General features: G+C 68.6%; 17 protein-coding genes. 11 read left to right on the forward strand and 6 right to left on the reverse strand.

What is annotated here, in order from left to right; all coding sequences use genetic code 11:
• The first annotated feature begins 95 nt into the window (after nucleotides 1-95).
• The 7 genes from G0D83_RS09755 (at nucleotide 96) to trxA (ending at nucleotide 10,450) form a co-directional block, all read left to right on the forward strand.
• The gene (locus G0D83_RS09755; RefSeq protein ID WP_164192754.1) at nucleotides 96-1,601 is read left to right on the forward strand and encodes a PAS-domain containing protein; all 1,506 of its coding nucleotides are present in this window, start codon (nucleotides 96-98) and stop codon (nucleotides 1,599-1,601) included.
• 48 nt (nucleotides 1,602-1,649) lie between these two features.
• Complete coding sequence (gene tsaE, locus G0D83_RS09760; protein ID WP_164192757.1) at nucleotides 1,650-2,111, forward strand: tRNA (adenosine(37)-N6)-threonylcarbamoyltransferase complex ATPase subunit type 1 TsaE; 462 nt, start codon at nucleotides 1,650-1,652, stop codon at nucleotides 2,109-2,111.
• Nucleotides 2,108-3,067, forward strand: a complete 960-nt coding sequence (locus G0D83_RS09765; RefSeq protein ID WP_370457218.1) for an aminoglycoside phosphotransferase family protein — start codon at nucleotides 2,108-2,110, stop codon at nucleotides 3,065-3,067. The genes tsaE and G0D83_RS09765 overlap by 4 nt, the downstream gene beginning before the upstream one ends.
• Nucleotides 3,067-3,741, forward strand: a complete 675-nt coding sequence (locus G0D83_RS09770; protein WP_164192760.1) for a nucleotidyltransferase family protein — start codon at nucleotides 3,067-3,069, stop codon at nucleotides 3,739-3,741. The genes G0D83_RS09765 and G0D83_RS09770 overlap by 1 nt, the downstream gene beginning before the upstream one ends.
• Entirely contained in the window at nucleotides 3,734-6,664 is a 2,931-nt protein-coding gene (gene addB / locus G0D83_RS09775; protein WP_164192763.1) for a double-strand break repair protein AddB, read from the forward strand. The genes G0D83_RS09770 and addB overlap by 8 nt, the downstream gene beginning before the upstream one ends.
• On the forward strand, nucleotides 6,661-10,035 hold the full coding sequence (gene addA, locus G0D83_RS09780; protein ID WP_164192766.1) for a double-strand break repair helicase AddA: 3,375 nt from the start codon (nucleotides 6,661-6,663) through the stop codon (nucleotides 10,033-10,035). Before addB ends, addA begins: the two co-directional genes overlap by 4 nt.
• A 94-nt stretch (nucleotides 10,036-10,129) precedes the next feature.
• A complete protein-coding gene (gene trxA, locus G0D83_RS09785) occupies nucleotides 10,130-10,450 on the forward strand; it encodes a thioredoxin (protein ID WP_164192769.1) in 321 nt (106 codons plus the stop codon).
• A 73-nt stretch (nucleotides 10,451-10,523) separates the two neighbouring features.
• Here the strand turns inward: trxA and G0D83_RS09790 are convergent, their stop codons facing one another.
• Nucleotides 10,524-11,495, reverse strand: coding sequence for a phosphotransferase (locus tag G0D83_RS09790; protein ID WP_235958020.1), 972 nt, complete (start codon nucleotides 11,493-11,495; stop codon nucleotides 10,524-10,526).
• Nucleotides 11,496-11,595: 100 nt separating this feature from the next.
• On the opposite strand from G0D83_RS09790, the gene hslV reads away from it, so the two are divergent.
• The 3 genes from hslV to G0D83_RS09805 all read left to right on the forward strand — a co-directional run bounded on the left by hslV (nucleotide 11,596) and on the right by G0D83_RS09805 (nucleotide 14,293).
• Nucleotides 11,596-12,153: an ATP-dependent protease subunit HslV gene (gene hslV, locus G0D83_RS09795; RefSeq protein ID WP_108964184.1), complete on the forward strand. Its 558-nt coding sequence runs from the start codon at nucleotides 11,596-11,598 to the stop codon at nucleotides 12,151-12,153.
• 22 nt (nucleotides 12,154-12,175) lie between these two features.
• Nucleotides 12,176-13,483, forward strand: coding sequence for an ATP-dependent protease ATPase subunit HslU (gene hslU, locus G0D83_RS09800; RefSeq protein WP_164192775.1), 1,308 nt, complete (start codon nucleotides 12,176-12,178; stop codon nucleotides 13,481-13,483).
• 132 nt (nucleotides 13,484-13,615) lie between these two features.
• A complete protein-coding gene (locus G0D83_RS09805) occupies nucleotides 13,616-14,293 on the forward strand; it encodes a D-lyxose/D-mannose family sugar isomerase (RefSeq protein WP_164192779.1) in 678 nt (225 codons plus the stop codon).
• A gap of 18 nt (nucleotides 14,294-14,311) precedes the next feature.
• Here the strand turns inward: G0D83_RS09805 and G0D83_RS09810 are convergent, their stop codons facing one another.
• Nucleotides 14,312-15,850, reverse strand: a complete 1,539-nt coding sequence (locus G0D83_RS09810; RefSeq protein WP_164192782.1) for an ABC transporter substrate-binding protein — start codon at nucleotides 15,848-15,850, stop codon at nucleotides 14,312-14,314.
• Nucleotides 15,851-15,959: 109 nt separating this feature from the next.
• The gene (pip, locus tag G0D83_RS09815; protein WP_164192785.1) at nucleotides 15,960-16,958 is read right to left on the reverse strand and encodes a prolyl aminopeptidase; all 999 of its coding nucleotides are present in this window, start codon (nucleotides 16,956-16,958) and stop codon (nucleotides 15,960-15,962) included.
• A 51-nt stretch (nucleotides 16,959-17,009) separates the two neighbouring features.
• Between pip and ubiG the strand changes: the two genes are divergently transcribed.
• Nucleotides 17,010-17,750: a bifunctional 2-polyprenyl-6-hydroxyphenol methylase/3-demethylubiquinol 3-O-methyltransferase UbiG gene (ubiG, locus tag G0D83_RS09820; protein WP_108964189.1), complete on the forward strand. Its 741-nt coding sequence runs from the start codon at nucleotides 17,010-17,012 to the stop codon at nucleotides 17,748-17,750.
• Between the two features lie 9 nt (nucleotides 17,751-17,759).
• On the opposite strand, the gene G0D83_RS09825 is transcribed toward ubiG, so the two are convergent.
• The 3 genes from G0D83_RS09825 to grxC are packed head-to-tail and all read right to left on the reverse strand — an operon-like array spanning nucleotide 17,760 to nucleotide 19,300.
• Nucleotides 17,760-18,200 (reverse strand): MarR family winged helix-turn-helix transcriptional regulator, encoded by a 441-nt coding sequence (locus G0D83_RS09825; protein WP_108964190.1) that lies wholly within the window; start codon nucleotides 18,198-18,200, stop codon nucleotides 17,760-17,762.
• On the reverse strand, nucleotides 18,197-19,030 hold the full coding sequence (locus G0D83_RS09830) for a carbon-nitrogen hydrolase family protein (protein WP_164192788.1): 834 nt from the start codon (nucleotides 19,028-19,030) through the stop codon (nucleotides 18,197-18,199). Before G0D83_RS09830 ends, G0D83_RS09825 begins: the two co-directional genes overlap by 4 nt.
• A 12-nt stretch (nucleotides 19,031-19,042) precedes the next feature.
• On the reverse strand, nucleotides 19,043-19,300 hold the full coding sequence (gene grxC / locus G0D83_RS09835; RefSeq protein ID WP_108964192.1) for a glutaredoxin 3: 258 nt from the start codon (nucleotides 19,298-19,300) through the stop codon (nucleotides 19,043-19,045).
• Nucleotide 19,301: the final 1 nt, after the last annotated feature.

Genomic DNA, 19,301 nt, shown 5'->3' on the forward strand with positions numbered 1-19,301 from the left:
TCTGCGCACCGCTCTTGATCGCTCGCTCAAAATTAACCGTCTATTAACCAGTAAGACCGTAATCTGGCCAAACGTCCAACGGAACGGAGGCCGGATTGGAGCTCACAATCGCGCTCGCCATCGGAGTCGGCGCTGGTATCGCGGCGTTTTTGGGAACCTACGGCTTGCGCGCGTCCCACGCATCGCCCGCCTCGGGGCGCGTGGACGAAAGCCCGAGTTGCCGCGACGAAGAAACCGAAATCCTGATGATCGGCCAAAGGGTCGCCGACATTACCCGGGCAGCGCGAAACTTTCTCGAAACCGAGCCCGGCGACACGCCGGACTGGCCGTCGCTGCGGCCGCGGCTCGAGGTCTATTTCGGCCCGCTGCCCGAAACCCTGCCCGCCGAGCCAGCAAGCTTTTCCGCCGTCGGGGCATCCGGCGCCCGGCTGCTGGTCCGTCCAGAGGGCCCCGCGCTTCGGCTCTTGATCGAGGCCGAGCCCATGGCCGCGGGTGCGCGGCTCAAGCTGCAGTCCGAGTTGAACGAGCTGCCCCGCCTGCGCCGCGCCCTAGCCCTGGTGCCCTGCCCGATCTGGCAGACCGACGAGACGCAAAACGTGGTCTGGAGCAATGCCGCCTACGAAGACGCCTGCGCGCAGGTCGACGCCTCGCCCACTGGCCCCGCACCCTTCGATTTGGTCGCCCCCGACGGCAGCGACACGCGCCGCAGCCGGACCGCTCTTGGCGCGCGCGGCGAGGACAGCCGCTACTGGAACGAGGTGCAGTCCCATCGCAACCGCGATGGCTGGATGCATTTCGCCACGAATATCGACGCCATCATCCGGGCCGAGATAAACCAGCGCAGTTTCCTGCAGACCCTGACCCGTATCTTCGCGCATCTGCCCATCGGCCTCGCGGTCTTCGACCGCGATCACCGCCTGGTGCTGTTCAATCCCGCGTTGATCGACCTCACCGGCTTGCAGGCCGAATTTCTCAGCGCCCGCCCAAACGTCATGAGCGTCTTCGATACGCTACGCGAGGGGCGCATGATGCCCGAGCCGAAAAACTACAAGGGTTGGCGCGAACACCTGACGGGGCTCATCGCCGCGGCCTCCTCCGATCTCTACATCGAGACGTGGGAGCTGCCCGCGGGCCTGACCTACCGGATCACGGGGCGGCCGCATCCTGACGCCGGGATCGCTTTTCTGTTCGAGGACATCAGCTCCGAAATCACCCTCACCCGGCGCTTTCGGCAAGAGCTGGACCAGGCCCATTCGGTGCTCGACAGCCTCGAGGAGGCCGTGGCGGTCTTCTCACCCCAGGGGGTTCTCAGCTTCTGCAACGAAGCTTATCGCGGGCTCTGGGGCGATGATCCCGACACCTGCGTGGCCGATCTGTCGGTGAGCGAGGCCACCGCCTCCTGGCAGGACGCCTGCGCCCCCAGCCCGATCTGGGGTGACATCCGCGACTTCGTGCTGAGCCTTGGCGACCGCGCCGCCTGGGAGGCGCCGCTGCTCTTGCGGGACGGCCGGCCGCTCTTGTGCAGGGTCAGCCCGATGACCGGCGGCGCGACGCTCTTGCGCTTCAGTCACGATCCCCGGATGGCGAACGTCCCCGGCTGACGCCCCGATGCCGCTTGCGCGCGCGGGCGGGGATTGTATCTTCCCGCCATGACGACGCGCGCCCTGTCCCTGCCCTCTCCAGACGCCACCGGCGCGCTGGCCGCCACGCTGGCCCCGCGCCTGCGCCCCGGCGACTCGCTGCTGCTGACCGGCGGCATCGGGGCGGGCAAGACCCATTTCGCCCGCTGCCTGATCCAGTCGCTGATGGACGAGCCCGAGGACGTGCCTTCGCCCACCTTCACGCTGGTGCAGGTCTACGACGTGCCCACGGGCGAGCTCTGGCACAGCGACCTCTACCGCCTCTCGGACCCTGACCAAGTGGTCGAGCTGGGGCTGACCGAGGCCTTCGACGAGGCGATCTGCCTGGTGGAATGGCCCGACCGGCTGCAGGACCTGACGCCCGCCGCCGCGCTGAGCCTCAGCTTCGAGGTCACCGGCGACGAGACCCGGCAGGTCACGCTCGACTGGCAGGACGCGCGCTGGGACAGCCGCCTGGAGGGGCTCTGGTGAAAGATTTTCTGCTCAATGCGGGCTGGGGCGGTGCCGAGGCGCATCCGCTCGCCGGCGACGCCTCGTCGCGCCGCTATACCCGGCTGACCCGCGGCGCCGAGAGCGCCATCCTCATGGACGACCCCGAGGGCGACGTGGCGCTCTTTGCCCGGCTCGCACGGCATCTGCTGTCGATCGATCTCAGCGCCCCGCGGGTGCTTGCGGAAGCGCCGGGGAAGCTGCTTCTGGAAGACCTCGGCGACGGGCTCGTCGCGCGGCTCTGCACCGATGCCGAGACCGAAAAGCGGCTCTATCTCGTGGCAACCGACGCTCTCATCGCCCTGCACCGCCACGCCCCGCTCGAGGGTCTGCCGCTGGCCGACGCGGCGCACCTGTCGCGGATCACCGGCCTCGTCTTCGACGCCTATTGCCCCGGCAGCGGCGCGCGCCACGACCCCGAGGCGCGAGACAGGGTCATCGCGGCGCTGCACGATCTGATCGCCGAGCACGCCCCCGAGACCGACGTGATGATCCTGCGCGACTATCACGCCGAGAACATCCTCTGGCTGCCCGAACGCGAAGGCGCCGCGCGCGCCGGTCTGCTCGACTTCCAGGATGCCCTCAAAGGCCCGCGCGCCTATGACTTGATCTCTTTGATCCGCGACGCCCGGCGGGATGTCTCCAAGGCGACCGCCGAGGCCTGCATCAGGCACTATCTCGCAGAAACCGGCGCCGAGGAGGCGCGTTTCCGCCCCGCGCTCGCCGTGCTCGGCGTGCAGCGCAGCCTGCGCATTCTCGGCATCTTCGCCTCGCTCGCCAAGACCCGCGGCAAGCCGCAGTACATCGACCTGATTCCGCGCGTCTGGCACAACCTGCAGACCGACCTCGCCCATCCGGCTTTGACCGAGTTGCGCGCCCTGCTCGAGCCGGCCCTGCCCGCGCCCACGCCGCAGACCCTTGAAAGGCTGAAATCCTGATGCCCCACGCCGTGATGCTCTTTGCCGCGGGTTTCGGCACGCGCATGGGCGCGCTCACCGCCGACCGCCCCAAGCCGCTGATCGAGGTCGCCGGAAAGCCGCTGCTCGATCATGCGCTGGAACTGACGGCCGGCCTGCCCACGCGCGTCGTGAATGCCCATTACCGCGCCGAGCAGGTCGCCGCGCATCTCGACCGCAGCGGGGTCGTGGTCTCGGTCGAGCAGCCGCAGATCCTCGACACCGGCGGCGGGCTGCGCCACGCGCTGCCGCTGCTGGGGCCCGAGCCGGTCTACACGCTCAACACCGATGCCGTCTGGGCCGGGCCGAACCCGCTGCACCTGCTCGCCGAGGCCTGGGACCCCGCCCGCATGGACGCGCTGCTGCTCTGCGTGCCGCTGACCAATGCCGTGGGCCGCAAGGGCGCCGGAGACTTTACCCTCGAAGACGATGGTCAGCTGCGCTGGAAGGGCGATCAGGTCTACACCGGCGCACAGATCCTCAAGACCGAGCTTCTGGCCGAGATCCCCGACGACGCCTTCTCGCTGCGGCTGCTGTGGCAGCGGATGGGCGATCAGGGCCGCCTCTATGGGACCAGCTACCCCGGCCACTGGGCCGATGTCGGCCACCCCGAGGGGATCCTCCTCGCCGAAGAGATGCTGGCGCGCCATGTTTGAGCCCTCCGGCACGCCCCGCATCTTTGGCCTCGCTCCCGGCGTCGACTTCCCCGCCGCGCTGGTCGCGGGTCTGCGCGCGCGCATGACAGGCCGCCCGCCCGAGGAAATGGCCAGGGTCGAGCTGATCCTCAACACCTCGCGCATGGCGCGGCGGGTGAAGGCGATCTTCGATACCGGCCCCGCAACCCTGCTGCCGCGCATCCGGCTGCTGACCGACATGGCCGACCCCGCCGCGCTGCGCGACCTGCCCGCGCCGGTGCCGCCGCTGCGCCGCAGGCTCGAACTCACCGGATTGGTGTCGAAATTGCTCGACGCGCAGCCCGACCTTGCCCCCCGCGCCGCGCTCTTCGACCTTGCCGACAGCCTCGCCACGCTGATGGACGAAATGCAGGACGAAGGCGTGTCGCCAGACCAGATCGCCGCGCTCGACGTCAGCGACGAGTCGGGCCACTGGCAGCGCGCGCTCAGCTTCCTCGGCATCGTGCAGCGCTACTTCGAGCAGGGCGAGGAAGCGCCGGACCGCACCGCCTTCCAGCGCTATGCCCTCGACGAGAAGCTGAAGAGCTGGGAGGCCGCGCCGCCGACCCATCCGATCATCGTCGCCGGCTCCACCGGCTCGCGCGGCGGCGCCTACAAGCTGATGTGCGCGGTCTCGCGCCTGCCGCAGGGCGCGGTGGTGCTGCCCGGCTTCGACTTCGACACGCCCGGCCCGATCTGGGGCGGCCTGAGCGACGCGCTCTCGGCCGAGGACCATCCGCAGTTCCGCTTCGCCAAGCTGCTGCTCGACCTCGCGCTCGACCCGATGCACGTGCCGCATTGGCACGAGCAGACACCGCCCAGCGCGGCGCGCAACCGGCTGGTCTCGCTCGCCCTTCGTCCGGCGCCGGTAACCGACCAGTGGCGCTCCGAAGGCGTGCATCTGCCCGATCTGACCGAAGCGACGGAAAAGCTGACGCTGGTCGAGGCCAACTCCAAGCGCGAAGAGGCCATGGCCATCGCCCTGCGCCTGCGGCAGGCGGCGCAGGACGGCACCACCGCGGCGCTGATCACCCCCGACCGGATGCTGACCCGGCAGGTGACCGCGGCGCTGGACCGCTGGGACATCGTGCCCGACGACAGCGCCGGCATCCCGCTACAGCTGACCCCGCCGGGGCGCTTCCTGCGGCAGGTGGCGGCGCTGTTCCAACGCGATCTGACCGCCGAGAGCCTGCTGTCGCTGCTCAAGCACCCGCTGACCCACAGCGGCTCGGAGCGCAACAACCACCTGCGCGCCACCCGCGAGCTGGAACTGCACATCCGCAAGAAAAGCTGGCCCTTCCCGCAGGCCGAGCTGATCGAGGCATGGGGCGAGGCCGCCGGTTTCCCCGACTGGGCGACCTGGGTCGCCGAGACGTTCTGCCAGCCACCGCTATACGGCACGCGCACGTTGAGCGACTGGCTGATGATTCACGTGGAACGGGCTGAGGCCATCGCCGCCGGTCCCGAGATGGGCGAATCGGAGCTCTGGAAGGAAGGCGCGGGGCGCAAGGCAAGGCAGGTGGTGACCGAGCTCGAGGGCGAGGCCAGCCACGGCACCGACCTCGACGCGCGCGACTACGCCGACCTCTTCGGTGCGATCCTTGCCAAGGGCGAGGTGCGCGACCGCGACGCGCCGCACCCGCATATCCTGATCTGGGGTACACTCGAGGCCCGCGTCATGGGCGCCGAGCTGCTGATCCTCGGCGGGCTGAACGAGGGTAGCTGGCCGGAGATTCCCGGTGCAGACCCTTGGCTGAACCGCCGGATGCGCCACAAGGCGGGACTGCGCCTGCCCGAGCGCAATATCGGCCTTGCCGCGCATGACTTCCAGCAGGCGGTCGCCGCCGAAGAGGTCTGGCTCACCCGCGCGCTGAAGTCCGACGACGCCGAGACGGTCCCCGCCCGCTGGGTGAACCGGCTGATGAACCTGATGAACGGCCTGCCCGCGAAGCAGGGGCCCGAGGCGCTGAAGGCGATGCAGGCGCGCGGCCGTCACTGGCTGGCGCTGGCGCGGCAGGTCGAGGCCCCGATCAAGGCGCCCTCTGCCGCCCGCCCCTCGCCGGTGCCGCCCGTCGCGGCGCGGCCGAGGCAGCTCTCGGTCACCGAGATCAAGACGCTGATCCGCGACCCCTACGCCATCTACGCCAAGCGCGTGCTGCGGTTGCGCCCGCTCAACCCGCTGCAACGCGCCCCGGATGCGCTGCTGCGCGGCATCCTCATCCACCGTGTGTTCGAGGAATATGTGCGCGAAACCGTCTCTGACCCGGGGCTTTTGACCCCCGAGGCCCTGCGCGCCAAGGCGGCCGAGGTGATCGGCGATCCCGAGGTGCTGCCCTTCCCGGTGACCCGCCACGTCTGGCAATCGCGCATCGCCCGCATCGCCGACTGGTTCACCCGGACCGAGGCTGAACGCCAAAGTCTGGCCCGCCCCGTGCATTTCGAAACCAGCGGCTCCAGCGACATTGCCGCGCTCGGCTTTACCCTCAAGGGCACCGCCGACCGGATCGACATCGACGAGAAGGGCAATGCGCACCTCTACGACTACAAGACCGGCGCTGCCCCCACTGCCAAGCAGCAAAAGAATTTCGACAAGCAGCTGCTGCTCGAGGCGGCGATGGTCGAACGCGGTGCCTTTCCGAACCTGCACCCGCGCCACGCTGCGCGCGCCGTCTTCGTCTCGGTTTCGACAAGCCCCGCCGAGGTCGAGGCCCCGCTCGACGAGGTGCCGCCCGCCAAGGTCTGGAGCCAGTTCGAGACCCTGATGACCCGCTGGTTCGAGCCCGATCGCGGCTATACCGCCCGCGCTGCCATGCTCAGCGAGACCGATTTTTCCGACTATGATCACCTCTCGCGCTTCGGCGAATGGGACGTGATTGACGCCGCCGAACGGGAGATGCTGGAATGAGCCGCAACGAGGCCAGCGAAAAGCAGGTCGAAGCCGCCCGCCCGGATGCCTCCACATGGCTCGCCGCCAACGCCGGTTCGGGCAAGACCCGCGTGCTGACCGACCGGGTGGCGCGGCTGCTGCTCGACGAGGTGCTGCCCGAGCATATCCTGTGCCTGACCTACACCAAGGCCGCCGCCACCGAGATGCAGAACCGGCTGTTCAAGCGACTCGGCGCCTGGTCGATGCTCGACGACGACCAGCTCATCGCCGAACTGCGGCAGCTCGGCCTTGACGGCGCGCTGCCGCCCGAGCGGCTGCGGCAGGCCCGCACGCTCTTTGCCCGCGCCATCGAGACCCCCGGCGGCCTGCGCATCCAGACCATCCACTCGTTCTGTGCGAGCCTGTTGCGGCGCTTTCCGCTCGAAGCCGGGGTGTCGCCGCAGTTCACCGAGATGGAGGACCGCTCCGCCGAAATGCTGCGCGCCGAGGTGCTCGAACGCATGGCCGAGGGGCGCGACGCCTGGCTGGTCGAGGCCATGGCCCCCTTCCTCGGCGAACAGCCCGAGGCCCTTTTGGCCGAACTTTGCGGGCGCAAGGCGGCCTTCCTGCCGCCGCGCAGCCCCGAGGACATCCGTGCGCTCTACTGGTTGCCCGGCGACATGGACGAGGACGCGGTTCTGGCCGAGGTCTTCCTCGGCAGCGAGAGCGATCTCATAGCCCGGGTGATCCCGGTGCTGCAGGCTGGCAAGAGCACCGATCAGGGCGCCGCGAAGAAGCTCGCGCGCTTCACCGGGCCGGACATGGCCGGGATGCTGGCGCTCGAGGACGCGCTGCTCACCCAGAAGGGCACGATCAGCAGCCGTGTGCCGACGAAGGACAGCAAGCAGGCGCTCGGCTTCGATGCGCCCCGCCTCGAGCAACTGGCGCAGCGGGTGGAATCGGCCCGCGAGAGCCGCCTCGCCGTCGAGGCGGTGAAGCGCGAGATCACCCTGCACCGCTTCGCGCAGGTCTTCCTGCCCGCCTACGAGGCCGAGAAGATGCGCCGCGGCTGGCTCGATTTCGACGATCTGGTGGTGCGCGCCCGCGACCTTCTGGCCGATGACCGTGTCGCCGACTGGGTGCTCTACCGGCTCGATGGCGGCATCGATCATATCCTTGTCGACGAGGCGCAGGACACCAGCCCGGTGCAGTGGCAGGTGATCGAGCGGCTGGCGCGCGAGTTCACCTCGGGCGAGGGCGCGCGCGGCGATGTGCGGCGGACGATCTTCGTCGTCGGCGACAAGAAGCAGTCGATCTATTCCTTTCAGGGCGCCGACCCGCGCGAGTTCGACCGCATGTGCGACGACTTCGCCGAGCGCCTGCAGGCCACCGACGCGCCGCTCAGCCGCATGATGCTGGAATATTCCTTCCGCTCCGCCGGGCCGGTGCTGCAGCTGGTGGATGCCACCTTCGAGGGCCGCGAGGAATCGGGGTTTTCCGCGGAACAGAGACACAAGGCGTTCAAATCCGAGATGCCTGGGAGGGTCGATCTCTGGCCGCATATCGAGCCTGCCAAGGAGGAAGAGGACGACGCCGAATGGTACGAGCCCGTCGACCGCATCGGCGCGCAGCACCATACCGTACGGCTGGCCAATCGCATCGCCGGCTTCATTGCCGAGACCATCGGGAAACCGCTGCCGGTCGAGATCGGCTTCAGCGGCCAGTACAAGGCCCGCCCCGCCCATGCCGGCGACTTCCTGATCCTCGTGCGGCGGCGCGGCACGCTCTTCACCGAGATCATCCGTGCCATCAAGGCCCGCGGCCTGCCCATCGCCGGGGCGGACCGGCTGAAGGTCATGTCGGAGTTGGCGGTGAAGGACATCGGCGCGCTTCTGGCCTTCCTTGCGACGCCCGAGGATGACCTGTCGCTCGCCACCGCGCTGCGCTCGCCGCTCTTCGGGCTGACGGAAAAGGCGCTCTTCGATCTGGCGCATCCCCGCAAGCCCGGCAGCTACCTCTGGGTCGCCCTGCGCGAGCGCCGCGAGGAGTTTCCCGCCGTGCTGCAGGTGATGGACGACCTGCTGAACCGCACCGACTTCCTGCGCCCCTACGACCTGATCGAGCGCATTCTGACCCGTCACCGCGGCCGCCAGAAGCTGCTCGGGCGCTTGGGCGAAGAGGCCGAGGACGGGATCAACGCGCTGCTGCAACAGGCGCTGGCCTATGAGCAGAGCACCGTGCCCTCGCTCACCGGCTTTCTCGAGTGGATGCAGTCCGACGATCTGGAAATCAAGCGCGCCCCCGACAGCGCCGGGGCCCGCATCCGGGTGATGACGGTGCATGGATCCAAGGGTCTGGAAGCGCCGATCGTCATCCTGCCCGACTGCGCCCAGCCCACCAAGACCATCCGCGAGCGCCTGCTGCCCGCGGGTGACGGCGAGACCGCGGGCATGGTCTGGCAATCGAGCGCCGCGTCGCAGCCACAGGTGCAGTCCGAGGCACTGGAGCGCGCCAAGGCCGCCGCCGAGCGCGAGCGCGACCGGCTGCTCTACGTCGCCCTGACCCGCGCCGAGAAATGGCTGGTGGTCGCCGCCGCGGGCAATCTCGGCAAGGACGGCAGCGCCTGGTTCGACCAGGTTCAAAGGGGCATGGAACGCGCCGGGGCCGACAAGGTCGGTTACGATTTCGGCCGCTGGGGCTCGGGCGAGGGTCTGCGGCTTGGTCAGGCCGACTGGTCGCACCTGCCCTTTGAGCAGGTCAGCGTGCCGGCGCCGGTGCTGCCCGAGCTGGAGCCGCACCTGCTGACCCCCGCGCCCCTGCCTGCCCCGCTGCCCGAGAGCCGCTCGCCCTCGGATCTCGGCGGCGCCAAGGCGCTTTCGGGGATCGACGGGCTCGACGAGGACGAAGCCAAGCTGCGCGGCACGGTGCTGCACCTGCTGCTGGAGCATCTCGCGCCGCTCCCCGCCGCCGCGCGCGCCGAGGCGGTCCCGCATGTGCTGACCCTCGCCGAGGATCTGCCCGCGGAAACCGAGACCATCGTCACCGAGGCGCTTTCGGTGCTCGGCGCCCCGGCTCTGGCGCCGGTCTTTGCCGGGAACGCCCTCGCCGAAGTGCCGATTTCCGCCGAGATAGAGCCTGTCGGGCGCATTCACGGGGTCATCGATCGGCTTCTGGTCACGCCCGACAAGATCATTGCACTCGACTTCAAATCCAACCGAACCGTGCCCCGCTCCGCCGCCGAGGTGCCCGAGGGTCTGCTGCGCCAGATGGGGGCCTATGCCGCCGCCCTGACGCAGGTTTTCCCGGGGCGCATCATCGAAACCGGCCTCGTCTGGACCGCCACGCAGGAACTGATGGTCCTGCCACACGATCTGGTGTCTGCGGCTCTTTCAAGAACTACCCCAACTTGACGACTCCCCGGGCGGTGCCTACCTTCGCCAACCGAACACCGGGTGCGCCGCTGCCGCGCGCCCTGCTGCCAAACCCCTGCCAAGGAGACCTCCCATGGCCACCGTCCCCGTCACCGACGCGACCTTCGACGAAGAAGTGAAGAACTCCGATATCCCCGTTGTGGTGGATTTCTGGGCCGAATGGTGCGGCCCCTGCAAACAGATCGGCCCGGCGCTCGAGGAGCTTGCCACCGAGTATGAAGGCAAGATCAAGATTGCCAAGGTCGACGTCGACCAGAACCCGAACACCGCCGCCATGATGGGCGTGCGCGGCATCCCTGCGCTGTTCATCTTCAAGGACGGCCAGGTGATCTCGAACCGCGCCGGCGCCGCCCCCAAGGCGTCGCTGGCGAGCTGGATCAACGAGTCGATCTGAGCCTTCCGGCCCAACGATTTCGCGAAATGCGCCCTCCTCGCGGGGGGCGCATTTTTGGTGTCCCGCGCCACGCTCAGCGCCCGGGAAACACCCGCCCCGCCAGAGCCTGCACCCCGGCCCACCGCCGCGCCTGTGCGGGGCCCCTGTCCTCGGCCCCGGCCGGGAGCCCCCACCATTCCGCCAGCACCCGGTTGCGCAGCAGAAGCTCGACCGACGGATCCTGCGCCCCCACCAGACCGTATCCCTCGAAGAAGGCGCCTTGCACCTCGGGCGGCAGCACCTCTCGGTCTGGGATGGCGTCTTTCGGCGCATGAAGGATGGCGTAATCCGCCAGCAGCCGGGCGATGTCATGCCCGACCGGCACCACCCGCCCTCCGGCGAAATCGAGCCCCCAGCAGCCCGCCTCGTCCAGCACCAGATTGCGCAGGTGCAGATCGCCATGGGTCTGGGCGGTGATCGTCTCGCGCCCTTCGTAGAGAACCTGATCCGCGCAGAGCGCCTCGGCGCAGCTCAGAAAGCGCTGCGGCTCGGCCACGATCCGTGCGCCCGAGGACACCTCCTCCATCACCGACCGCAGGAAACCCACGGTGTGCTTCGGCTGGAACACCCGCGTCTCGCCCGGAAGCGCCCGGTGAAACCCGCCCAGCCAGCCCCCGGCCCGCCGGAGCAGCGCCGCCTGCGCGCTCAGCGGCGCCCCCTCCAGCAGCCCCGACAGCGGCCGCGCATCGAGATATCCCATCACGCAGGTCCGCCGCTCCACATCGAAGGTCAGCAGCTCGGGCACGCCCTGCGCGTAAACTTCCTGCACCGCCAGATGCGCCGCCATGGCCGCGGCGAACTTCTCCGGGTCCGCCGGTCGCGCCTCGTACTTCAGCACCAGCCGCGCGCCGCCGGGTCCCTGTAGCCGCAGCAGGATCCGCGCCACCCGCGCATCCTCGCGCCGGGCCAGCGGCGCGGCGCGCCAGGACGCAGGGTCAAGCCCGATCTCGCGCGCAAGAACCGGCCAATGCGCCATTGCCGCCTGCGCCAAATCCCCCGCGATCATTCCCATTTCCTGCCCCCTGCGCTATCTGCCCCGGCAAGGGCGGCGCCTTGCGAGGGGACATCTCAGCCCCCATATGGCGCCCAGCAAGAAAGGAAAGACAATGTCCGATCAGGAATTTCCGGGCTGGCACGGCACCACGATCATCGGCGTCCGCAAGGGCGGCCGGGTGGTCGTCGCGGGTGACGGGCAGGTGAGCCTCGGCCAGACCGTCATAAAGGGCACCGCGCGCAAGGTGCGTCGGCTGGCGCCCGGCGGTCACGAGGTGGTCTGCGGCTTCGCCGGCTCCACCGCCGATGCCTTCACCCTGCTCGAGCGGCTGGAGGGCAAGCTCGAGAAATCCCCCGGCCAGCTGCAGCGCGCCTGCGTCGATCTCGCCAAGGACTGGCGCACCGACAAGTACCTGCAGAAGCTCGAGGCGATGCTGATCGTCACCGACGGCAAGGACCTTTACGTCATCACCGGCGCCGGCGACGTGCTCGAGCCCGAGCATGACATCGCTGCCATCGGCTCGGGCGGCAACTTCGCGCTCGCCGCCGCGCGCGGGCTCTACGAGTACGAGGAAGACGCCGAGAAAATCGCCCGCCGGGCCATGGCGATTGCCTCCGACATCTGCGTCTACACCAACGGCAAGCTGACCGTTGAGACCATTTCGGCTTGAAACAGAGCCTGAAAGGACGACCATGACTGACCTGACACCCCGGGAAATCGTCTCGGAACTCGACCGTTTCATCATCGGCCAGAACGACGCCAAGCGCGCCGTCGCCGTGGCGCTGCGCAACCGCTGGCGCCGCAAGCAGCTGAGCGCCGACCTGCGCGACGAGATCTACCCCAAGAACATCCTGATGATCGGCCCGACCGGCGTCGGCAAGACCGAGATCTCGCGCCGTCTTGCCAAGCTCGCGCGCGCGCCCTTCATCAAGGTAGAGGCCACCAAGTTCACCGAGGTCGGTTACGTCGGTCGCGACGTCGAGCAGATCATCCGTGACCTCGTCGACGCCTCGATCGTGCAGACCCGCGAGTGGATGCGCGAAGACGTGAAAGCCGCCGCCCACAAGAACGCCGAGGAACGCGTGGTTTCCGCCATCGCAGGCGAGGACGCGCGCGAGGGCACCCGCGAGATGTTCCGCAAGAAGCTCAAGGACGGCGAGCTCGACGACACGGTGATCGAGCTCGACGTGGCCGACACCGCATCGCCCTTCCCGACGATGGAAATTCCCGGCCAGCCCGGCCAGAACATGGGGATGATGAACCTCGGGGACATCTTCGGAAAAGCCTTCGGCGGGCGCACCACGCGCAAGAAGATGACCGTTGCGGAAAGCTACGAGGTGCTGATCTCGGAGGAGGCCGACAAGCTGCTCGACGACGAGCAGGTCAAGCTGGCCGCCATCGAGGCGGTGGAGCAGAACGGCATCGTCTTCCTCGACGAGATCGACAAGGTCGCGGCGCGGCAGGAGGCCCGCGGCGGCGACGTGTCGCGCGAAGGCGTGCAGCGCGACCTGCTGCCCTTGATTGAGGGGACCACGGTCAGCACCAAGCATGGCGCGGTGAAGACCGACCACATCCTCTTCATCGCCTCGGGCGCCTTCCACATCGCCAAGCCGTCGGACCTGCTGCCCGAGCTTCAGGGCCGCCTGCCGATCCGGGTGAACCTGCGGGCGCTGACCGAAGAGGATTTCGTCCGCATCCTCACCGAGACCGACAACGCCCTCACCCGCCAGTACACGGCGCTGATGGCCACCGAAGAGGTCACCGTGACCTTCACCGAGGGCGGCATCCACGCGCTGGCCAAGATCGCCGCCGAGGTCAACGAGAGCGTCGAGAATATCGGCGCGCGGCGGCTCTACACGGTGATGGAGCGGGTGTTCGAGGAGCTGAGCTTCACCGCTCCCGACCAGCCGGGCACCGAGATCACCGTCGACGAGGCCTTCGTCGAGAAGCACCTCGGCGAGCTGACCCGCTCCACGGACCTCAGCCGCTACGTGCTCTGACACGCCGGATGCGGGGGGCCAGCCCCCCGCACCTCTTCTCTTTCCAAATACGCCCACCGGAGGCGTCCCGCCTCTACCACCCAGCGTCGCCGCCGGATATGTTCGCGCCAACATTCCAGGAGGACGCCCCCGATGAAACGCTCCCACGTCAATGAGATCCTGCGCGCCAGCGACGCCTTCATTCGCAGCCACGGCTACAGCCTGCCGCCCTTTGCCTATCTCACCCCCGAGGGTCTGAAGAACGCCGAGCACGGCGAGATCAAGCGCCGCCGCATGGGCTGGGACATCACCGATTACGGCGGCGGCAAGTTCGACGAGCTGGGGCTCTTCCTCTTTACCACCCGCAACGGGCTCAATGCCGATCTCGGCCAGCGCAGCGCCATGCTCTACGCCGAGAAGATCATGATCTCGCGCAAGGACCAGCTCAGCCCGATGCACCGGCACGATCTGAAGGTAGAGGACATTATCAACCGCGGTGGCGGCACGCTGGTTCTGGAGCTCTTCACCGCCACGCCCGAGGGCGAAATAGACCGCGACGCCGCGGTCACCGTGCTCTGCGATGGGATGGAGCGGACGCTGCCCGCGGGCGGGCACCTCAAGCTGGATCCGGGCGAATCGGTGACGCTCTTCCCGTCAACGTGGCACGCCTTCTGGGGCGAGGGCAGTGACGTGCTGATCGGCGAGGTCTCGACGGTCAACGACGACCTGACCGACAATATTTTCGCCGAGCCGCTGGGTCGTTTCTCGCAGATCGAGGAAGACGAGGCACCGCTGCACCTGCTGGTGTCGGATTACGACGACAAGCTCTGATCAGGGGCCAGGACCGCCTCAGGCCATCCACCACCGCTCGGCCATGCGCGAATCGTCCATCGCGCGCATGGCCCCGACGCGCTTCGGCGTCGCGATCCGCGCCGAATGTGCCTGTAGATGGTTGGCGTACATCGGCAGGATCAGCCCGCCCTCGTCGCGGCTGATCCGCTGCATCTCGGCGTAGAGTTCGGCACGGCGGGTGCTGTCGAACTCGGCCCGTGCCTCGCGCAGCAAAGTGCCGAAGCGCCCCGAGCCGCCGCGCGTGGCGTTCCAGGGCGCGGCTTCGGTCAGCACCGTGGAAAACGCCCAATCCTCTGTCGCCCGGCCCGACCAGCCACCGGCGCGGAAACCGGCGCTGTCGCGCGGCCAGTGCGTTTCCGGCGGAAGCCGGCGCAGCTCAAGCGCGATCCCGGCCTGCGCGGCGCTCTCGCGGTAGAGCTCGGCAGCGCGACCGGCGCCATCGAAAGCGGCCTCGGAGACCAGCATCGGCAGGGCGATCCTCTCGTGGCCGGCCTGCGCGAGATGCCAGCGGGCGCGGTCCGGATCGAAGCCCTGCGGCTCGAGCGCGGCGAAATAGGGGTTGGCGGGCCCGATCGGGCTGTCCTGCCCGATGCTGCCATGGCCGTGCAGGACCTCGGCCACCATCGCCTCGCGGTCGACCGCGGCCTTCAGCGCCTGCCGCAGGTGCGGATCCGCGAAGGGGGCAAGGTCGGTGCGCAACGCGAAACCGTAATGCTGGTTGCCGGCGAGGCTCTGCACAGTGAAGCGCGGCTCGGCCTGAAGCGCAGCAGCCTCGGCGGCGGGCAGTCGGTCGATGGCATCGACGCGCCCGGACCGCATCGCCTCGAGCCGGTCGCGGGGATCGTTCATAGCGAGGAAATCCACCCCGTCGAACCAGCCCGCGCGGCCGTCCTTGTAATGCTCGGCGACCCGGTGGCCGATAAAGCGGCGGCCGGGCTCGAATCGCTCAACCCGGTAGAGGCCTGTGCCGATGCCGCGCGCCATGGCCTCGGCGATCTGCCCGGCGGGGTAGATCAGCAGGTGGTAGTCGGCGAGAAGGTAGGGGAAGTCGGCGTTGCCGGTGGCGAGGGTGAACTGCACCTGATGCGGCGCGGTGGCGCGCATCTCCTCGATCTCGGCGACGATGGGCCGGGCCGGCGAAGCTGCGTCCCGGTGCAGCGCCAGCGAGGCCAGCACGTCCTCGGCGCCAAACGCCTTTCCATTGTGGAAGCGCACGCCGGGGCGCAGGTCGAAGGTCCAGACGCGGGCATCGGGCGAGGCGCTCCAGCCGGTGGCCAGCTCGCCGCGCAAGGCGCCCCCCGCCGCCACCTCGGTCAGCGTGTCGAAGACCGCACCCTGCGCCGCGGCGCTCATGAAGAGCCCGGCGTGGGTCCGCGCGTCCCAGCTGTCGGTGCCGCGCGCGCCGCCCAGTGCGGCGCGGAAGTAGCCGCCGCGCGTCGCCCCTGCCACAGCCGCGGCGCCGGCCAGTCCCGACGCGCCGAGAACGGCGGCGGCGAGGGCCGATTGCAGCACGCGACGGCGGCGAAGGGCGGTCATGGAACGGGGCACTCCCCTCTGGTGATGTCTCTTGCGGTGCTCACTTTGCACTTCGGCCCGCGCGGGTGCAACAGCGGCTCGCTCAAACCTGCGCCATCTCGCGGCGCGGTCAGTAACCGTGACGGTTCGGCAGGCTTTCGAGCAGGGCGATCTGGTCCATCACCCGCACCAGCTCGGCGCTGATGCCGGGCTCGGATAGCGCATGGCCGGCGTTGCGCACCATGCGCAGCTCGCCCTCGGGCCAGGCGCGCGACAGCTCCCAGGCGCGGCGCGGTGGGCAGATCATGTCGTAGCGGCCCTGTACGATGACCCCGGGAATCCCGCGCAGCTTATCGGCGTTCTTGAGAATCCAGCCGTCTTCCTCAAGAAAGCCTGCATTGACGAAATAATGGTTCTCGAGCCGGGCGAAGGCGCGGGCATATTCGGCCGGCGCCTCGCCGCCGTGGCCATTGGAATAGACCGAGGCCAGCGCGTTCTCCCAGCTTGACCAGGCCCGGGCGAAGCGGATTTCCTCGCGCAGGTCGCCAGAGAACAGCCGCCGGTGGTAGGCAGCGACAAGATCACCGCGCTCGTCTTCGGGAATCAGGCTTTCGAAGCGGGCCCAGGTCTCCGGCCAGAACTGCCCGGCGCCACCTCCGTAGAACCAGTCAAGCTCGGCCTGGGTCATCATGAAGACGCCGCGCAGCACCAGCTGGCGCACCCGCTCGGGGTGGCTGATGCCATAGACCAGCGAGAGCGTCGCGCCCCAGCTGCCCCCGAAGACGATGAATTTCTCGATCTCCAGCGTCTCGCGGATCTTCTCGATGTCGGAAACGAGGTGCCAGGTGGTGTTGTTCTCGACGCTCGCGTGGGGCGTCGACCGCCCGCAGCCGCGCTGGTCAAAGAGCACCACGCGGTAGACATCCGGGTCGAAATAGCGCCGCATCGCCGGGCTGCAGCCGCCGCCGGGGCCGCCGTGCAGCACGATGACCGGGATACCGGAAGGGTTGCCGCATTGCTCTACATAGAGCTTGTGCCCAGCGCCCACCTCGAGCATGCGCTGGTCGAACGGGTCGATCGCGGGATAGAGATGTTGCACTGCGCTCTTTTGGCCCGGGTATTTGTCCATGGAACCTCTATATTGGCTGATGAACCCAAAAGAAAACGGGATACCGAAAATATGACCCTGACCGTCGATCCGTCCGAAGTCGCCAAGTTCGAAGCCATGGCGGCAGAATGGTGGGACCCGAACGGAAAGTTCAAGCCTCTGCACATGATGAACCCCGTGCGTCTCGAGTATATCACGACGCAGATTGCCGGGGAGTTCGACCGCGACCTTGCGACGCCGCGTCCCTTCGAGGGGCTGCGCATCCTCGACATCGGCTGCGGCGGCGGGCTGCTCTGCGAACCGATGGCGCGGCTCGGGGCCGAGATCGTCGGCGTCGATGCCGCCGAGCGCAATATCCCCGTGGCGCGGACCCATGCCGAGCAGTCGGGGCTGGAGATCGACTACCGCTTTTCCACCGCCGAGGCGCTGGCAGAGGCCGGCGAGCAGTTCGACGTGGTGCTGAACATGGAGGTGGTCGAGCACGTGGCCGATCCGCAGGCCTATCTGAACGCGTGCCACGCCTTGCTGAAGCCCGGCGGGCTGCACCTGTGCTCGACGATCAACCGCAATGCCAAGAGCTTTGCCATGGCCATCGTCGGCGCGGAATGGGTGATGCGCTGGCTGCCCAAGGGCACCCACGACTGGGCAAAGTTCATCACCCCCGACGAACTTTACGGGCTGATGCGCAACGCAGGCCTCGAGCCGGTGGACCGCAAGGGCTACGTGTTCAACCCGGTGAGCTGGCGCTGGTCGATCTCGGACCGCGATTTGTCGGTCAACTATGTGACGGCGGCGCTGAAGCCGCAGGGCTGAGCCCGGTCGTCAGTCCGCCTCGAGTTTCAGCCGCAGCTCGCGCAGCACCGGAAGCGCCGCGCGCACCTTGTCGACGCCAAGGTCCTTGACCATCTCCGAGATCACCGGCGCCATGGCGGCGAGCGCCGCCTCGCGGGCGCGCTTTCCGGCGGGGCTGATCGCCACCATCTTGCGCCGCGCGTCGTCCCAGTCGGGGCGGATGTGCACGTACCCGGCGATCTCGAGCTTGTTGAGCGTGTTGGTCATCGCGCCGCGGGTGACGTGGAAGCTGCGCGCCAGCTGCGCCGGGCTGCGCTCGGTCTGCACGCGGGCAAGGTGGTTGAGCACCGAGAAATGCGAGATCTCCATGCGGTCGGGCAGCACCCGGGTCAGGCGGTTGCGCAGCAGCTGGTCAGCGGTCAGCAGCTCGCTGAACAGCGAGATCGCCAGCGCATCGGCGGGGGAGCTCATGCCGGTCCCTCGAACTGGCGGTCGTGGGTCAGCGCCGGGATCTGTGCCCGCGCCTTGTCGGATTGCGCCAGGTCAATCTCGGCATAGATGATACCCGGCTCGGTGCCGCCATCGGCGATGACCTCGCCCCAGGGCGAGACCACCAGCGAATGGCCGTGGGTGCGGCGCGGCTTGCCCTCGGAGATTTTGTGGGACCCGCATTGCGCCGGGGCGAGCACCCACGAGCCGGTCTCGATGGCGCGGGCGCGCAGCAGCGGCTCCCAATGGCCGGGGCCGGTGGCGGGCGAGAAGGCGGCGGGCACGGTCAGGATCTGCGCCCCGGCATGCGCCAGCGCGCGGTGCAGGTAGGCAAAGCGCACGTCGTAGCAGATGGTCATGCCGAGGGTGCCGAAAGGTGTTGCCACCGCCACGGCGCGGTCACCCGGGGCAAAGCCGTCGGATTCACGGTAGGTCTCGGTCTCGGTCACCTGCACATCGAACATGTGGATCTTGTCGTAGCGCGCGGCGATCTCGCCCTCGGGGGTGATCAGGAAGCTGCGGTTGGCAAAGCGCTCCTCCGGCGGCTCGGATTTCACGCCGAGCGAGCCGATCAGCAGCCAGACGCCAAGCGCCTCCGCCTCGGCGCGCAGCCCCGCAAGGGTCTGATCCTCCGCCTCGGGCCGCAGCACCGCCTTCTGGTGGCTGCGGCTCGACGAGACGCAATTGGTCACCTCGGGCGTGAGGATGAAGCCCGCGCCCTGCCCGGCCGCCTCGCGCATCATGGCGCGGACGGTCTCGAGGTTCTCCGCCGGATCGTCCGACGAGCTGATCTGCAGCAGCGCGGTTTTCATGTCCTTGCCCCGTCAGCCCGCGAGCAGCGGGTCGAGCTTGCCGTCGCGCTCCATCGCGTAAAGCTCGTCGCAGCCGCCAACATGCACATCGCCCACGAAGATCTGCGGCACGGTGCGGCCACCGTTGGCGCGCTGGGTCATCTCGGCGCGACGCTCGGGCGCGGCAGCGACATTGATCTCGGTGAACTCGGCGCCCTTCTGGGTGAGCAGCCGCTTGGCAGCGACGCAGAAGCCGCAGGTGGGCGTGGTGTAGATCTCGATCGGTTTCATG

It is taken from the genome of Salipiger sp. PrR003 (assembly GCF_010500785.1).
Taxonomy (GTDB): Bacteria; Pseudomonadota; Alphaproteobacteria; order Rhodobacterales; family Rhodobacteraceae; genus Salipiger; species Salipiger pacificus_A.

What these genes read in the sequence shown, in the direction of transcription:
- G0D83_RS09825 (WP_108964190.1), bottom strand. Translation starts at nt 18,200, where the DNA reads ATGAGCTCCCCCGCCGATGCGCTGGCGATCTCGCTGTTCAGCGAGCTG.
- addA (WP_164192766.1), top strand. Translation starts at nt 6,661, where the DNA reads ATGAGCCGCAACGAGGCCAGCGAAAAGCAGGTCGAAGCCGCCCGCCCG.
- tsaE (WP_164192757.1), top strand. Translation starts at nt 1,650, where the DNA reads ATGACGACGCGCGCCCTGTCCCTGCCCTCTCCAGACGCCACCGGCGCG.
- hslV (WP_108964184.1), top strand. Translation starts at nt 11,596, where the DNA reads ATGTCCGATCAGGAATTTCCGGGCTGGCACGGCACCACGATCATCGGC.
- addB (WP_164192763.1), top strand. Translation starts at nt 3,734, where the DNA reads ATGTTTGAGCCCTCCGGCACGCCCCGCATCTTTGGCCTCGCTCCCGGC.
- pip (WP_164192785.1), bottom strand. Translation starts at nt 16,958, where the DNA reads ATGGACAAATACCCGGGCCAAAAGAGCGCAGTGCAACATCTCTATCCC.
- hslU (WP_164192775.1), top strand. Translation starts at nt 12,176, where the DNA reads ATGACTGACCTGACACCCCGGGAAATCGTCTCGGAACTCGACCGTTTC.
- G0D83_RS09830 (WP_164192788.1), bottom strand. Translation starts at nt 19,030, where the DNA reads ATGAAAACCGCGCTGCTGCAGATCAGCTCGTCGGACGATCCGGCGGAG.
- grxC (WP_108964192.1), bottom strand. Translation starts at nt 19,300, where the DNA reads ATGAAACCGATCGAGATCTACACCACGCCCACCTGCGGCTTCTGCGTC.
- ubiG (WP_108964189.1), top strand. Translation starts at nt 17,010, where the DNA reads ATGACCCTGACCGTCGATCCGTCCGAAGTCGCCAAGTTCGAAGCCATG.
- G0D83_RS09790 (WP_235958020.1), bottom strand. Translation starts at nt 11,495, where the DNA reads ATGATCGCGGGGGATTTGGCGCAGGCGGCAATGGCGCATTGGCCGGTT.
- G0D83_RS09810 (WP_164192782.1), bottom strand. Translation starts at nt 15,850, where the DNA reads ATGACCGCCCTTCGCCGCCGTCGCGTGCTGCAATCGGCCCTCGCCGCC.
- G0D83_RS09805 (WP_164192779.1), top strand. Translation starts at nt 13,616, where the DNA reads ATGAAACGCTCCCACGTCAATGAGATCCTGCGCGCCAGCGACGCCTTC.
- G0D83_RS09770 (WP_164192760.1), top strand. Translation starts at nt 3,067, where the DNA reads ATGCCCCACGCCGTGATGCTCTTTGCCGCGGGTTTCGGCACGCGCATG.
- trxA (WP_164192769.1), top strand. Translation starts at nt 10,130, where the DNA reads ATGGCCACCGTCCCCGTCACCGACGCGACCTTCGACGAAGAAGTGAAG.